The following is a 16367-nucleotide window of genomic DNA, read 5'->3' as shown; positions in this document are numbered from 1 at the left end:
TTTTATGAAATGCAATACTGTTATATTTGACCTTGATGGCACGCTTCTTAACACACTGGAAGACCTGATGGATAGCGTTAATTACGCTCTTGACAAATTTGAAATGCCAGAGAGGACACTAGAAGAAATACGACATTTTGTTGGAAATGGAGTAGAGAGACTCATGGAGCTTTCTGTTCCTGGGGGCAAGGAGAATCCTGCATTTGGGGAAGTCTTTTCCTGTTTCAAGGAATATTACCTTGTTCACTGTAATGACAAGACAGGGCCTTATCCACATATCATGGACCTTTTAAAAGAGCTACATGACAGAGGCTACAAGCTTGCTATAGTTTCCAACAAATATATGAACGCGGTAAAAGAGCTGAATGACCTCTACTTTAGTAAATTCATTACTGTAGCAATTGGTGAATCAGCAGGAATACGCAAAAAACCTGCTCCTGACACTGTTATAGAAGCTATGAAGGAACTTGGCACCAAAAAAGAGGACTGCATATATGTAGGAGACTCTGAAGTAGACCACATGACAGCTGTAAATAGCGGGCTTAGATGCATATCCTGCCTCTGGGGCTTTAGGACCAAGGAAGAACTTTTAGCAGCGGGAGCTGAGAAGAACATATTTGTAACTGATCCTATGCAGATACTTGATGTATTACAGGAGGAAGAAACTTGAACGTTCATTTAGTAAGGCTGATAGTGCTTGTGGTATTAGTGCTTCTTTCAGCTTTTTTCTCTTCTGCAGAAACGGCTTTTATGACCGTAAACAGAGTCAAGATAAAGGCTCTGGCAGATGAGGGCAGTAAAAGAGCTAAACAGGTGCTGAAAATTTGCGATGATACCCAGAAGATGCTATCAGCGATCCTAATTGGAAACAATATTGTTAATTTGAGCGCATCAGCTCTCATGACTATTTTTGTCACGGATCTTTGGGGAAGCTTTGCTGTAGGAATTGGTACAGGAGTCCTTACTCTGGTTGTTCTTATAGTTGGAGAGATATTGCCCAAGACTGTGGCTACAGCTTATGCTGAGAATATGTCACTTTGGTATTGCAAGATAGTTCTTTTTGTCATTGCAATTACCACTCCTGTAAGCTTTATTGTAAACGGAATAGCCTCAGGAATCCTGAAAATCCTTGGAATTGACGTACAGAATAGGCAGGCCATGACAGAAAATGAGCTTAAGACCTATGTTGATGTAAGCCACGAGGACGGTGTTATTGAGACTGGAGAAAAAGAAATCATTTACAATGTCTTTGATTTCTCTGATGCAGTAGCCAAGGATATCATGATCCCAAGGATTGACATGAGCTGCGTAAGTTCGGAAGCAGACTACAACGAAGTCATGAAGGTCTTCAAGGAGGATATGTACACCCGAATTCCTGTGTATGAGGGAAATGAACAGGATAATATCATTGGCCTTATAAATGTAAAGGATATGATTCTTTTGCAGGATAAGGACAATTTCAAGGTTACAGATAATCTTAGAAAAGCTTATTATACCTATGAATACAAAAAGACTGCAGATCTTCTGATGGAGATGCGTGAAAAGTCTCAAAATGTAGCTTTTGTTTTGTCGGAATATGGAACCTGCGTAGGTATGATCACTTTAGAGGACCTTTTAGAGGAAATTGTTGGTGAGATCAGAGATGAGTATGACTCAGATGAGGCTCAGCTTATCAAGGATCTTGGCGGAGGAAGGTATCTTGTTGAGGGCAACATGAAGCTTGATGATATAAATGATGCCCTGGGAACAGAACTTGATTCTGAGGATTACGATTCTATCGGTGGTCTTATGATCGAGAATCTTGACAGGCTTCCAGGTTACGGAGAAACTGTTAATCTTGATAACGGAATAACCCTTACTGCAAGGGCTATCAAGAGAAACAGGATAACTAAAGTGCTTATGTCTGTCGCACCCAAAGCAATAGCCGATACAGATGCAGAAACAAAAGAATAAAACTCTTTATAAATTAATTGAAATATGTTATAGTAAGTTGATGAAAAACTCGAAAAATGGTTTGTTACCAGATTTTCAAGTAGGAGGCAATTATGAAACATGTTAAGTCATTAGTTACAAGAAATCTTAAGGAATCAATGAAGAAGGGCGGATGCGGCGAGTGCCAGACATCATGCCAGTCTGCTTGCAAGACTTCCTGCACTGTAGGAAATCAGAGCTGCGAACAGCTTAGCAAGTAATTATCAGTAACCGGTTACAGATATTCCGGGAAGAGCATCATAGTTTATCCCGGACACATGATTTAGTCATGGCGGGCAGCGACTTTGTCGCTGCCTAACTTTATGTAACTGTTTACATTTTCGAGTCTGGCTATGTACAATAGTTTTAAATTTAGGAAATAGGAGTTTTTATGATTCACGCTTATAAGAACAACGGCTATAACATTGTTCTGGACGTAAACAGTGGTTCAGTTCATGTTGTGGATGATGTTGTTTTCGACCTTATAGAGGTTGTAGAGAACAAACTGCAGGAGAAATATGGCACTGCTGCAGCTGCTGAGGATAATAACGGAGTTGATGAGGCAGAACTTAACTGGCTTCTTGATGAAGTTAAGACAGTTTCAGATATCAATGAGAAATATTCTCAGGATGAAGTTAAGGAAGCTTTAGAGGAGATTTTAGAGCTTCGTGCATCAGAGGTTCTTTATACTGATGATGTATATGAGAATTATGTAGATGAATTTCAGAATCGTGACACTGTAGTTAAGGCTCTTTGCCTTAATATCGCCCACGATTGTAATCTTAGATGTAAGTACTGCTTTGCTGATGAGGGTGAATACCACGGCAGAAGAGCACTTATGACAGAAGAGGTTGGTAAGGCTGCTCTTGACTTCCTTGTGAAGAATTCAGGAAACAGACGTAATCTTGAGGTAGACTTCTTTGGCGGCGAACCACTTATGAACTGGGAAGTTGTCAAGAAAATCGTAGAATACGGCAGATCCATTGAGAAGGAAGCCGGCAAGAACTTCAGATTTACAATTACAACAAACGGAACTCTTCTTAATGATGAGATCCTTGAGTATGTTAATAAGGAAATGGGCAATATAGTTCTTTCTATAGATGGACGTAAGGAAGTCAACGACTTCATGCGCCCTCGAAAGGGAGGACAGGGCTGCTACGACGATATTGTTCCTAAGTTTAAAAAGGTTGCAGAGAGTCGTCACCAGCTCAGATACTTTGTAAGAGGCACATTTACTCACAATAACCTTGATTTCTCTGAGGATGTCAAGCATCTTGCAGATCTTGGATTCAAGCAAATTTCTGTAGAACCAGTTGTAGCCAAGCCTGAAGACTGGTATGCTCTTAAGGATGAGGATATTCCAAAGCTTTGCGAAGAGTATGACAAGCTTGCCAAGTTCTATATCGAGAGACACAAGGAGGGAAGAGGCTTTAATTTCTTCCACTTCAACATTGATCTTGAGGGTGGTCCTTGTGTAGCTAAGAGGCTTTCAGGATGTGGTTCAGGATGTGAGTATCTTGGAGTAACACCTTGGGGTGACCTCTATCCTTGCCATCAGTTTGTTGGTAATGAAGATTTCATTATGGGTAATGTTTACGATGGAATTACTCGCAATGACATCAGAGAAATGTTCAAGAAGAGCAATGTATATTCTCGCCCTGAGTGTGAGAAGTGCTTTGCCAGATATTATTGTAGTGGCGGTTGTGCAGCCAATGCATACAACTTTAATGGGGATATCAATACGACATATAAGCACGGCTGTGAGCTTCAGAGAAAGCGCATAGAATGTGCCATTATGATAAAAGCGGCTTTAGCCGAAGAAGAAGGTTAACGGAGGATTTTTAGTATGAAACGCTTAAAATCAGTATTCGCTCTGATCCTGATGCTGGCGCTCCTTGGGGGTCTTGGGTATTCAGCAGTTGTAGGACTTGGCGAAGACAAATCAGGTTCACTTGAGAGTATTCCTCTTGGACTTGATCTTGCTGGTGGTGTCAGCATCACTTACGAAGTTGTTGGGGATGAGAACCCTGATAAGGAAGACATGGCAGATACTATCTACAAACTTCAGCAGAGAGTAGATCAGTACAGCACAGAGTCACTTGTATATCAGGAAGGCTCTAACAGAATTAACATTGAGATCCCTGGTGTATCAGATGCCAATGCTATATTGGAAGAGCTTGGCCAGCCTGGTAACCTTTACTTTATTGCTCAGACAGATTCTGAGGGTAACGCAAACTATGAGATGAAGCTCGATTCAGTATATGGTCTTTTCTATACATACGAGCTTAATAAGACAATTGAAGAGCTTCAGGCTGATGGCTCTATTGTTCTTACAGGTTCTGATGTTGAGTCAGCACAGGCTGTATATCAGCAGGATTCCTATGGCGGAAATGAGCCTGTAGTATCTCTTACATTTACAGAAGATGGAGCCAAGGCTTTCGCAGACGCTACAACCAAGGCATTTGCTAACAACGAGAGCATTGGTATCTACTATGATGGAAGATTCATCAGCGTTCCTACAGTTCAGGCTGCTATCACAGATGGCAAGGCTGTAATCACAGGAATGTCAGATTATGAAGATGCTTCACAGCTTGCTTCTAATATCCGTATCGGTGGACTTAAGCTTCAGCTTAACGAACTTCGTTCTAACGTAGTTGGTGCTCAGCTTGGTACAGACGCTATCAGAACATCGCTTATTGCAGCAGCTGTTGGATTTGGTCTTATCGCATTGTTCATGATCGTCTTCTTCAGAATACTTGGTCTTTCTGCAACACTTGCACTTGCATTCTACTCAGGACTTATGGTATTCATGCTGTCAGCATTTGATCAGACACTTACACTTCCTGGTATTGCAGGTATCATCCTTTCAATCGGTATGGCGGTTGATGCTAACGTTCTTGTGTTCTCTCGTATCAAGGAAGAGATTGCAGGTGGCAAGGATGTTGATGCGGCTAGAAAGGCTGGTTATCACAAGGCACTTTCATCAATCATTGATGGTAACGTTACAACATTTATTGTTGCGTTCTGGCTCTTCATTTTAGGAACAGGTTCAATCAAGGGATTTGCTATTACTCTTATGTTTGGTATTGTTCTTTCAATGTTCACAGCCCTTGTTATTACAAGATTGATCACATCTATCTTCTATGGAATCGGCCTTACACATCCTGCTCTTTATGGCAAGGCTAAGGCAGCTCCTAAGTTTGATTTTGTTGGAAAGAGAAAGGTATTCTACGGAGTATCATGCGCTATCGTAGTTGCTGGACTTATAGCTATGGGCGTTAACAGCGCACAGGGCAAGGGTGCTTTCAACTACTCACTTGATTTCGTTGGTGGTACATCAACAACAGTTACATTTGATGAAGCCAAGGAACTTGCAGATCTTGAGAAGACAGTTGCAGCAGATATTAAAGAGGCTGCTGGCATCAACCAGATCTCAATTCAGACAGTTACTGGAACAAATCAGGTTATCTTCAAGACATCAACTCTTACAGTTGCTCAGAGAGAGGCTGTTGAGGATGTACTTGTTAACAATTACGGCGTATCTGCTGACAACATTGCAGCTGAGACAATCAGCTCAGTTATCAGTAGCGAGATGAGAGTAGATGCTATCATCGCTCTTTTAGTATCACTTGTATGCATGCTGATCTACATCTGGATCAGATTCAAGGATATCAAGTTCGGTACAGCTGCTATCATTGCTCTTGCACATGATGCACTTATTGTTATCGTATCCTATGCATTTACAAGATTTGCTGTTGGTAATACCTTCATCGCTGTAGTTCTTACAATCATCGGTTACTCTATCAACGATACAATCGTTACTTTCGACCGTATCCGTGAGAACCTTGCTAATGCAAACAGCAAGAAGGAATATGCAGAACTTGTTAATGGCAGTGTAGGCCAGACAGTAACACGAAGCTTGTTTACATCAGCTACAACATTCTTTACAGTATGTGCACTTTATGTATTTGGTGTTGCTGATATCAAGGCATTTGCCCTTCCTCTTATGGTTGGTGTTATCTGCGGTACATATTCATCTATCTTCATTGCATCACCAATGTGGTATGATCTTAAGACAAAGTTCAGCACATTCTTTGCTAAGAAGGCTTGATGAGAACTAACTGATTTGAAATAGAGACAAAAATATAAGCCGGAAACAGGAGATTTAAGATCACCTGTTTCCGGCTTTTTTCGATTAGTTATATTTTGATTTTTTATTATTTGTTCTTTTTAGAGAATGTCTTTACAAAGAAACCAAATACATTTCTTACAAGAGGTCCAGCAAAGAAAATCTGCCAGCAGAGAGCCATTGGGAAGTTTAAAGCTGTGGTCTGAAGCCATACAGCAACAAACTGTGAACCAGCGTTTTTAAAAAGAATTGTAGCAACAAGACTCATAAGTGGGCACATAAGGCATACTGACATAGCTGAAATGGCCAGGATCATCATGATCATAGGATCTTTGCCAGGTGTAACAAATCTAAATGCCAGAATCTGGGCAAGCTTTCCTACAAATAAAAGCTCTAATACAATGGCAACAGGCCACATGATCAGCATCTCTTTAAAGGCTGCAAGAAAAACGAAATTCTGCATTCCGCCAACGTTTAGTGAAATGTTATAGCAGATCATGGCGTAGACCATTACAAAGGCCATAACGAATGTAAAAATAACTTCTTGAAATTTGTTCTGTGGTAACATGTTCTCTTCTCCTTTCATGATACCGTGGGGAAGATCATAAGCGTGTTGTTCGTTATCACCAGGTGGTGTGCGTTTCCAATGTTACCAGCTTTTGTTCTCCTATAAAATTTGCAACAAGTAGGGATTATAGCAGAAAAAGGAATTTGATGTAATAGTAATTTTTTAAAATCTGTGAGAATAAGGTATAATATAGCAGTGCATGCAAAGTGATGCGCACTATTTAATATATAGAAATGAGGAAGTTTATGTCAAAATGGATGGTGGCTAATAAAAAAGCCGATTTCGATAGATTATCCAAAGAGTTTGGTATTAGAGACATTACAGCTAGGCTTATTGCTAACAGGCTTATTAGAAGTAGAGAGACAGAGACAATTGACTGCAATGACGAGGCGGTCAGAGCATATCTTGAGGGCGGACTTGAGATGCTTCATGATCCCAGGAAAATGGCAGACATGGAGAAAGGCGCACAGGTTATGCTTGATAGAATCAATGCTGGCGCCAAGATTCGTGTTATTGGAGACTATGATGTAGATGGGATATGTTCTTCCTTCATTCTTACATCTGGACTCAGACTTCTTAAGGGAGATGTGGATTGTGTTCTTCCTGACAGGGTCAAAGATGGATATGGACTTAGCATCAAACTTGTGGACGAAGCCTTTGAAGCAGGTGTTGATACCATAATTACCTGTGACAATGGTATTGCTGCTGCGCAGCAGATTGCACATGCCAAAGAGAAAGGTATGACGGTGGTTGTTACTGATCATCATGAAGTGCCTTTTGAAACAGAAGGTGATGAGGGAGATTTAGAGACAAGGATAGAGATTCTTCCACCTGCAGATGCAGTTATAGATCCTAAACGCCAGGAGGGAGAATATCCTTTTAAAGAAATCTGTGGAGCAGTTGTGGCTTACAAATTCATACAGGTTCTTGCTGAGCTTGCTACGGGTTATAATGCAGCTCAGGATTTGTATGGAACTAGAGCTTGCAAGAAGGATAAGGCAGGACAGAATCTGGCAAATTACTTTAAAGAGATGCTGATCTTTGCAGGAATTGCTACTGTCTGCGACGTTATGGAACTTAAGGATGAGAACAGGGTTATAGTCAAGAAATCTCTTGAACTTATTGGCGAAACCAGAAACCTTGGCTTAAAAGCCCTCATCCACCAGAATAGCCTTGATGAGAGCAAGATTTCCTGTTATCACTACGGCTTTGTGATAGGACCTTGCCTTAATGCTACAGGAAGGCTTGACCTGGCAACCAGAGCTTTGGAACTATTCTTTTCTGATGATGAAGGTAAGGCTGCCATCACTGCAGCTATTTTAAAGCAGCTCAATGATAATCGTAAGGACATGACTAAACTAGGTGTAGATAGCGCCTGTGAATATGTCCAAAAGGAAATTGATGAAAGTGGTGAACTACCAAAGGTTCTTGTTATCTACCTTCCTGAAGTACATGAGTCTATCGCTGGAATAATTGCGGGCAAGGTAAAAGAGAAATATTACAGGCCCACGATTGTTCTGACTAAGGCGGCTGACAGCGGAGTTAAGGGGTCTGGCAGATCTATAGAAAAGTTCGATATGTACGAGGAACTTTCTAAGTGCAAAGAACTTTTCACAAAATTTGGCGGACACAAAATGGCGGCAGGTCTTTCTCTTCCTGAGGAAAATATTCAGGAACTAAGGAGAAGACTTAATGAGAACTGCAGGCTTGCCCAGGGAGATTTTGTACCTGTTCTTCATGTGGATATGGTAATGCCTCTTAAATACGCATCCTTGGATCTTGTCAGGGAATTTGAGAAGCTCGAACCCTTCGGAAATGGCAATGCTAAACCTATTTTTGCTCAGAGAGATGTGGCTTTATTATCTGGCAGAATTCTAGGTAAGAACAAGAATTGTGGGAAATACCGCGTAACAGACGAGGGTGGCCTTATATATGATATGATGTATTTTGGGGACATGGATAAATGGCATGATTATCTTAGAGAAAAATATGGGCAGAAAGCTGTAGATGATCTATATCTTGGAAATACAGATGGTAGTATGAAGGTTAGCATTGCTTATTATCCGGATATTAATAGTTATCAGGGAAGAGATAGTCTACAGATTGTTATGAATGACTACCTATAAATGAGCAAAAAAATAACCCCTAAAGCCACAAAAACACACGCATAAGCGTGTGTCTGCGGTTTCTTATGAGGGGGAGATAGTGAGTTGTTACACTCACTTCATGTAAATTATATTAACAAAAAATTGTGAATAAAATGTGAAAAAATTATAAAAATTAGAATTAATCTAAATTAGTTAAAAATTAGCTTAAATTAATTGCATTTAACTAGCTTAAAAATTAGTTTTTTTATCATGGAGGTACTGGTATGAAACTGTCAAAATTATTAGAAAGGCTCAATTATACTATTACAGAAGGCAACACAGACAAGAGATTAAGTGCAGAAGATATTGAGATTAAGGATGTTGTTAATGATAACAGAAAGATATCTGAGGGATCTCTTTTTATCTGTATCAAGGGAGCAAACTTTGATGGACACTCCTGTGCAGCAGAGGCTTTTGAGAAAAAGGCTGGCGCTATAGTAGTAGAGGGAGAGGTTACTCTTCCAGAAGGATGCGATCTTCCAGTCATAAGAGTTGAGAATACAAGGTATGCAATGGCATTTATTTCAGCAGCATATTTTGGGAATCCAGCAAGCAAGCTCAAGACAATCGGTATCACAGGCACAAAGGGCAAGACCACAACAACATATCTTATCAGAAATATGCTTGAGAATGCAGGTCACAAGTGCGGCCTTATCGGAACTATCGAGGTTATAATCGGTGATGAGCATATCCATGCTGAGAATACAACACCTGAGTCATATACACTTCAGGAATACATGGCAAAAATGGTTGAAGCTGGCTGTGACTGCGTAGTTATGGAGGTTTCATCCCAGGGACTTATGCTTCATAGATCCCAGGGCTTTATCTTTGACATCGGAATCTTTACAAATATTGAACCAGATCATATTGGACCTAATGAGCATACTGACTTTGAAGATTACATGCGCTGCAAAGGTCTTTTGTTCAAACAGTGCAGGATCGGTATCTGTAATGGAGATGATATCCACACAGAGGATATTCTGGAGGGACACACCTGCAAGGCTTATACTTACGGATTTGGTGAAGGCCTTGACCTTAGGGCAATCAATCTTGCATATATCAGAAAGCCAGGAGAACTGGGAGTTTTCTTTGACACAGAGGGACTTATCAACATGCATGCAGAGATCAAGACTCCTGGAAAGTTCAGTGTTTATAATGCTCTTTGCGCAATTGCAGTTGCAAACCAGCTTGGCTGCACACCTGAGGAAATCGCTCCAGCTCTCAAGGAAGCCAAGGTTAAGGGCAGAATTGAGATGGTCAAGGTTTCTGATGAGTTCACTCTTATGATCGACTATGCACATAATGCAATGGCCCTTAAGAGTCTTCTTACAACTCTTAGAGACTACCATCCAAACAGACTGATAAGTTTATTCGGATGTGGCGGTAACAGAAGTAAACTCCGCAGATTTGAGATGGGTGAAGTTTCAGGCAAGTATTCTGATTTCACTATTATCACTTCTGATAACCCAAGATATGAAGAACCAGAAGCAATCATGGATGATATTGAGACAGGCATGAAGAAAACTGATGGCAAGTACATCAAGATCACAGACAGAAAAGAGGCCATAAGATATGCCATAGATCATGGCGAGCAGGGTGACATCATTGTTCTTGCCGGCAAGGGCCACGAAGACTACCAGGAGATCAAGGGCGTTAAATACCCTATGGATGAGCGTGTCATCATCCAGGAAATCCTCGCAGAGCGCAATGAAAAATAATTTAGTCCGTTTCATTAATATGGTAAGATTTTTCAGTGGGTTAATTAAGAGTTTGAGGAGTGTGATGATACCAGAAATATGACTTCATGCGAGTATGCAAACATAATAATAGACATATCCCATGAAAAGGTCGACAGACTGTTTCAGTACAGGATTCCGGAGAGGCTACGAGATAGAATTGAAGTAGGCTCTCCTGTTGACGTGCCATTCGGAAGAGGAAACACTTTGAGAAAGGGCTATGTTCTGGAACTTACTGATGAAGCAAACTGGGATCCGGCCAAGATAAAGGAAATAGTAAGTATTCCTAAAGATAACCTTTCAGCAGAGGATATTTCAATAAAGCTCGCAGCCTGGATGAAGAGATACTATGGATCTACCATGATCGCAGCCCTCAAGACTGTTATTCCTGCCACCAAGAAGATGGATAAAAAGGTGAGAAAGTTCGTTTCCCTTCGGATGAATCTAAGGGAAGCAACTGAGTATTATCACGAATGCGTAGCTAAAAAGCAGAAGGCCAGAGAGAGGATCATGGCTGAAATCCTTGCTACGCCTGAGGATAAGATTCCCTATGAGCTTATAACCAATAAGCTCCATGTTACGGCAGCTACTTTAAAGAGTCTTGCCGATAAGGGAATCCTTAAGATTGAGGAAGAGGAATACTATAGAAAGCCTGTCGCAGGTGATTCCTCCAGATATGGAGAAAAGGTCCTAAGTACTGAGCAGCAGGGCATTGTTGACTGCGTAATCTCAGATATGGATCAGGGTAAAAGAGATACCTATCTTATCCACGGTATCACTGGAAGCGGCAAGACTGAGGTTTATATCGCACTTATAGATGAAGTTGTAAAAAGAGGTAAGCAGGCTATAGTTCTTATCCCTGAAATAGCGCTGACTTACCAGACTCTTATGAGATTTTACAGACACTTTGGAGACAGAGTATCTGTTATGAATTCAAGCCTCTCCCCAGGTGAAAAATTTGATCAGATGGAGAGAGCAAGAACTGGCGACATAGACATTATTATTGGGCCCAGATCAGCTCTTTTTACCCCATTTCCAAACACCGGGATCATCATCATAGATGAGGAGCATGAATCCAGCTACAAGAGCGAGTCCATGCCTAAATATCATGCAAGAGAGGCAGCTATTGAGCTTGCCAAACTTGTGCCAGAGGGTGCAAGTGTTGTTCTGGGCTCAGCTACACCATCTCTTGAGTCCTACTATAGAGCCAAGAACGGGCAGTATCATTTATTTGAGTTAAAGAGAAGACTTACCGGTGGAACTCTTCCTGAAGTTGAAATTGCGGACCTTAGGGAAGAATTAAGAACCGGAAACAGATCTATTTTTTCCAGAAGACTTCAGGAACTTATGGAGGACAGGCTCTCAAAGGGCGAGCAGGCAATGCTGTTCATAAATAGAAGGGGCCTTGCTGGCTTTGTATCCTGTAGATCCTGCGGACACGTGTTTAAATGTCCTCACTGCGATGTCTCTTTGTCGGAGCACAGAGGTGGCAGGCTGGTGTGTCACTATTGTGGCTACGAGGAGCCTATGAGGAAGATCTGTCCCAAGTGCGGATCTAAATATGTTTCATCCTTTAGAGCTGGTACCCAGCAGATAGAGGATGAGGTAAAGAAATTCTGGCCCCAGGCCAGAGTCCTTAGGATGGATGCTGATACCACAAGGACAAAGGGAAGCTATGACAAGATTCTTTCTGCCTTTGCATCTAAAGAGGCAGATGTACTTGTGGGAACCCAGATGATAGTAAAAGGTCACGATTTCCCGGATGTTACTCTTGTGGGAATTCTTGCTGCAGACATGTCTTTATATGCAAGCGACTACAGAGCCAGCGAGCGAACCTTCCAGCTTATAACTCAGGCTGCTGGAAGAGCAGGACGCGGGGAAAAGGAAGGAAACGTGGTAATCCAGACTTATGACCCGGAGCATTATGCGATTGTTGCTGCTTCCAAACAAGACTACGAGGGCTTTTATGAAGAAGAGATAGCTTATAGAGATTTGCTGCGCTATCCCCCAATAGCTCACATGATGTCAGTGCAGATAATGAGCAGCGACGAGGACAGAGGCATGCAGTTTGCCACCAGACTTCGCGCCATCATGGAGCAACAAGGGCAAAAAGGCGTAGTCTTTATCGGGCCTGCCGCGGCAGCCATTAGCAAGATAAATGATGTCTACCGAATGGCAGTTTATGTTAAAATGGATGACTACCAGGGCCTTATTGCCTATAAAGATATGTTGGAAAAATATATCCGGGGGCTTGAGGACATTGGCCAGATGAAGGGTATATCCGTCCAGTTTGACTTTGACCCCGTTAATGGTTTTTGATTAAAATTTCTTTTGATACCTACATCATGGTATACTATGTAATAAATAAGTGTGTGTTCAGAATAAAACCAAAAAAGAAACAATAACAATAGCAATAAATAATGAGGAGAAAGAAATAAATGGCACTTAGAACAATTAGAGAATATGGTGATGATGTCCTTGCCAAGAACTGCAAGGAAGTTAAAGAGATAACACCTAGAATAAGAGAACTTGTGGCAGACATGTTTGAGACAATGTATGAGGCAAACGGCGTAGGCCTTGCAGCACCACAGGTTGGAATCTTAAAGAGAATATTTGTAATTGACTGCACTGGCGAAGATCCAATGGTATTCATCAATCCTGAGATACTTGAAACAAGCGGCGAACAGACTGGCTATGAGGGATGTCTTTCAGTTCCAGGCAAGTCAGGAATTGTAACAAGACCTAATTATGTAAAGGCTAAGGCGATGGATCTTGATGGAAATGAGTTTGTCGTTGAAGGCGAGGAACTTATGGCGAGAGCAATCCTTCATGAGAATGACCACCTCAATGGCCACATGTATGTTGAGAAGGTTGAAGGCGACCTTGTGGACAACGAGGAGCTTATGGCTGACGCAGAAGAGGAAGAATAATAATCTGAAAGGCAATATATAAATGAAGATAGTTTTTATGGGTACCCCGGATTTTGCCAGGGCTGCTCTTGAAAAGATAATAGAAGCTGGACATGAGGTGCTCCTTGTGGTGACTCAGCCAGATAAGCCCAAGGGCAGAAGCGGAGAACTTCAGATTTCTGATGTTAAGGCCTGCGCTCTTGAGCACAACATACCTGTTTTTCAGCCTGTCAGGATAAAGCTTCCTGAGAATGTGGCTGAACTTAAAAAGTACGATGCAGACATTTACGTGGTAGCTGCATTTGGACAGATTCTTTCACAGGAAATCCTTGATATACCAAGGCTTGGATGTGTCAATATTCATGCTTCCCTTCTTCCTGAGTACAGAGGGGCTGCTCCTATTCAGCAGTCCATCATAGATGGCAAGAAGGAAACCGGAGTTACAATCATGCAGATGGCTGCTGGAATGGACACTGGAGATATCCTGATTCAGAGAACAATTCCGATATCAGAGGATGAGACCGGCGGCGGTTTATTTGATAAATTGGCAGTTCTGGGTGGAGAGCTTATTGTTGATGCTCTTCCTAAGATTGAGAAAGGCGAGCTTACACCTGTTCCTCAGGATGAAGAGAAGGCTACAAAATGTGGAAAACTCAGCAAAGATATGGGCAAAATTGACTTTTCCAAGGATGCTGAAACTATCCGCAATCTTGTAAGAGGCCTTGATCCATGGCCTTCTGCTTTTACAAAGCTTGGCGGCAAGACCTTTAAGATCTGGAAAGCGAAGGCTCTTTTGAAACTTAAGTTTGATGAGCTGGTAAAAGAACTATCTGATTCCAAAGATGATGTTAGAACAGCACTCATAGAGAAAAATGAAGTTGGCTCTGTTGTGGCAGTTCTCAAGAACTCATTTATTGTTCTTACTGGAGATGGTTTCCTTCAGATATCAGAGGTACAGCTTGAGGGTAAGAAGAGAATGGCAGTAAAAGACTTCCTTCTTGGATACAAGCTTGAAGTTGGACAGAAGTTGGGATAATAATTTCTTTCGGGGGGAAGAAGGATTTAAATGGTTAATGTAAGAGAGATAATTCTTAATATACTTATAGAATATGACAGGGATGGCAATAGAAAGCCATCCCTTTTAAAGGACACTCTGGAAAAGTATGACTACCTTGAGACCAGAGATAAGTCTTTTATCAAAAGAGTTACAGAAGGTTGCCTTGAGAGAAACATACAGATAGACTACATACTTGATTCTTTTTCCAAGACACCAACAAGCAAGATGCAGCCACTTATAAGGAGTCTTATGAGAATGAGCTGTTATCAGATCATGTTCATGGATTCAGTGCCAGACAGCGCTGCCTGTAATGAAGCAGTGAAGATTGCTGGCAAGCACAAATTTACTGGACTTAAGGGTTTTGTAAACGGAGTCCTTCGAAACATTTCCAGAAATAAGGACAAGATCCAGTATCCGGATAAGGCAGAGGAAGGCGGAATCAGATATCTTTCTGTGATGTATTCAATGCCAGAGTGGCTCTGCGAGATGTGGGTTGCACGATACGGCTTTGATAAGACAGAAGGAATGCTCAAGTTCTTTTTGGACCCAAGACCCACCACAGTCCGCGTTACCAAGGGGCTTCCTCAGAGTAAGAACGTAGAGGAAGTGGTAAAAGAGTTGACTAATGCAGGAATTAGTGTTAAAGTCAATTCTCTTTTGCCTTATGCTCTTGAACTTGAAAAAACTGATAATATCCGCTATGCGCCTGGCTTTAAAGAGGGAGAATACATCATACAGGATGTAAGCTCAATGCTAGTAATGGAGATTGCAGCGCCATTAAACAGGCAGATTGTTGTGGATGTGTGCGCAGCTCCCGGCGGAAAGAGCATGCATGCCGCTGAACTTGTATTTCCGGATGGCAAGGTGTTTTCAAGGGACGTATCGGAACGTAAGATTGAACTTATCGAGGAAAATGCCGAGAGACTGGGCCTTAGCAATATTAACACAAAGGTTCACGATGCAAGACTTCATGATGAAGAGCTTAAGAACGTGGCTGATGTTCTTCTTTTGGACCTGCCATGTTCTGGACTCGGAATTCTGGGGCGCAAGAACGACATTAAGCACAATATAAAGAGGCAGAGCCTTGAGGAGCTGTCAAAGCTTCAGTGGGAAATCATCAAATCATCCTGGGATTACGTGAAGGTTGGCGGAACGCTTATTTATTCAACTTGCACTGTTAACAGCCAGGAGAATGAAGAAATGGTTAAGAAAATCTGCGATGAGCTGCCTTTCCAGATGGTTGATATCACAGATAATCTGCCAGAACCTCTTAAGAAAAGTGCTAAAAATGGTTACATCCAGCTGATTCCTGGTGAATTCGGTACAGACGGATTCTTTATCGCAAAGATGAAACGTATATAGGGATTCAAAGTCATATGTTGATGTGCTTGCACATGGGAATCGGGCTAGATACACGCGGATTTGTAACCTAAAGTGAATGGCATGTACAATGCTTGATGGGAATTGAACCAGGATACACGCGGATTTGTGATCTAAAGTGAATGGCATGTACTATGCTTGATGTGAATTGAACCATGATACACGCGGATTTGTAACCTAAAGTGAATGGCATGTACTATGCTTGAGGGGAATTGAATCAGGATACACGCGGATTTGTAATCTAAAGTGAATAGCATGTACGATGCAAAATTAGAATGAACCAGGATACACGCGGATTTGTAATCTAAAGTGAATGGCATGTACAATGCAAAATTAGAATGAACCATGATACATGCGGATTCGTGCCCCAAAGAGAATGGCATGTACTACGGCATGTACCAAGCAAAAACTGGAATTGCATACCATGCAAAACCAGGAATTGCGTACTATGCCAAAAACTGGAATTGAAC

General features: G+C 41.5%; 12 protein-coding genes. 11 read left to right on the top strand and 1 reads right to left on the bottom strand.

Annotation, left to right across the window (positions count from 1 at the left end; translation table 11 throughout):
* The first annotated feature begins 4 nt into the window (after window positions 1-4).
* From G631_RS0111630 to G631_RS0111610, 5 genes are all read left to right on the top strand, one after another.
* Window positions 5-670, top strand: a complete 666-nt coding sequence (locus G631_RS0111630; RefSeq protein ID WP_026489595.1) for an HAD family hydrolase — start codon at window positions 5-7, stop codon at window positions 668-670.
* Window positions 667-1953, top strand: coding sequence for an HlyC/CorC family transporter (locus G631_RS0111625; protein WP_026489594.1), 1287 nt, complete (start codon window positions 667-669; stop codon window positions 1951-1953). Before G631_RS0111630 ends, G631_RS0111625 begins: the two co-directional genes overlap by 4 nt.
* 92 nt (window positions 1954-2045) lie before the next feature.
* Window positions 2046-2192 carry a six-cysteine ranthipeptide SCIFF gene (gene scfA / locus G631_RS19005; protein ID WP_013281386.1) on the top strand — a complete coding sequence of 49 codons (147 nt, stop codon included), beginning with the start codon at window positions 2046-2048 and terminating at the stop codon, window positions 2190-2192.
* Window positions 2193-2362: 170 nt separating this feature from the next.
* Entirely contained in the window at window positions 2363-3802 is a 1440-nt protein-coding gene (gene scfB, locus G631_RS0111615; RefSeq protein WP_026489593.1) for a thioether cross-link-forming SCIFF peptide maturase, read from the top strand.
* Window positions 3803-3817: 15 nt separating this feature from the next.
* Window positions 3818-6082, top strand: a complete 2265-nt coding sequence (locus G631_RS0111610; RefSeq protein ID WP_026489592.1) for a protein translocase subunit SecDF — start codon at window positions 3818-3820, stop codon at window positions 6080-6082.
* A 106-nt stretch (window positions 6083-6188) separates the two neighbouring features.
* Here the strand turns inward: G631_RS0111610 and G631_RS0111605 are convergent, their stop codons facing one another.
* Entirely contained in the window at window positions 6189-6668 is a 480-nt protein-coding gene (locus tag G631_RS0111605) for a DUF2798 domain-containing protein (protein ID WP_026489591.1), read from the bottom strand.
* A 245-nt stretch (window positions 6669-6913) separates the two neighbouring features.
* Here G631_RS0111605 and recJ point away from each other — a divergent pair, with 245 nt between their 5' ends.
* The 6 genes from recJ to rsmB all read left to right on the top strand — a co-directional run bounded on the left by recJ (window position 6914) and on the right by rsmB (window position 15879).
* Entirely contained in the window at window positions 6914-8794 is a 1881-nt protein-coding gene (gene recJ / locus G631_RS0111600) for a single-stranded-DNA-specific exonuclease RecJ (protein WP_026489590.1), read from the top strand.
* Between the two features lie 245 nt (window positions 8795-9039).
* On the top strand, window positions 9040-10533 hold the full coding sequence (locus G631_RS0111595) for a UDP-N-acetylmuramoyl-L-alanyl-D-glutamate--2,6-diaminopimelate ligase (RefSeq protein ID WP_026489589.1): 1494 nt from the start codon (window positions 9040-9042) through the stop codon (window positions 10531-10533).
* A 78-nt stretch (window positions 10534-10611) separates the two neighbouring features.
* A complete protein-coding gene (priA, locus tag G631_RS0111590) occupies window positions 10612-12870 on the top strand; it encodes a replication restart helicase PriA (RefSeq protein ID WP_026489588.1) in 2259 nt (752 codons plus the stop codon).
* A 119-nt stretch (window positions 12871-12989) separates the two neighbouring features.
* Window positions 12990-13481, top strand: coding sequence for a peptide deformylase (def, locus tag G631_RS0111585; RefSeq protein ID WP_026489587.1), 492 nt, complete (start codon window positions 12990-12992; stop codon window positions 13479-13481).
* Window positions 13482-13503: 22 nt separating this feature from the next.
* On the top strand, window positions 13504-14496 hold the full coding sequence (fmt, locus tag G631_RS0111580) for a methionyl-tRNA formyltransferase (protein ID WP_026489586.1): 993 nt from the start codon (window positions 13504-13506) through the stop codon (window positions 14494-14496).
* 30 nt (window positions 14497-14526) lie between these two features.
* Window positions 14527-15879, top strand: a complete 1353-nt coding sequence (gene rsmB / locus G631_RS0111575) for a 16S rRNA (cytosine(967)-C(5))-methyltransferase RsmB (protein ID WP_026489585.1) — start codon at window positions 14527-14529, stop codon at window positions 15877-15879.
* Window positions 15880-16367: the final 488 nt, after the last annotated feature.

Origin of the sequence: Butyrivibrio sp. XBB1001 (assembly GCF_000424505.1) — a bacterium.
Taxonomy (GTDB): Bacteria; Bacillota; Clostridia; order Lachnospirales; family Lachnospiraceae; genus Butyrivibrio.
Note: the sequence above shows the minus strand (reverse complement) of the source record. Positions and strands in the feature narration are given on the sequence as shown.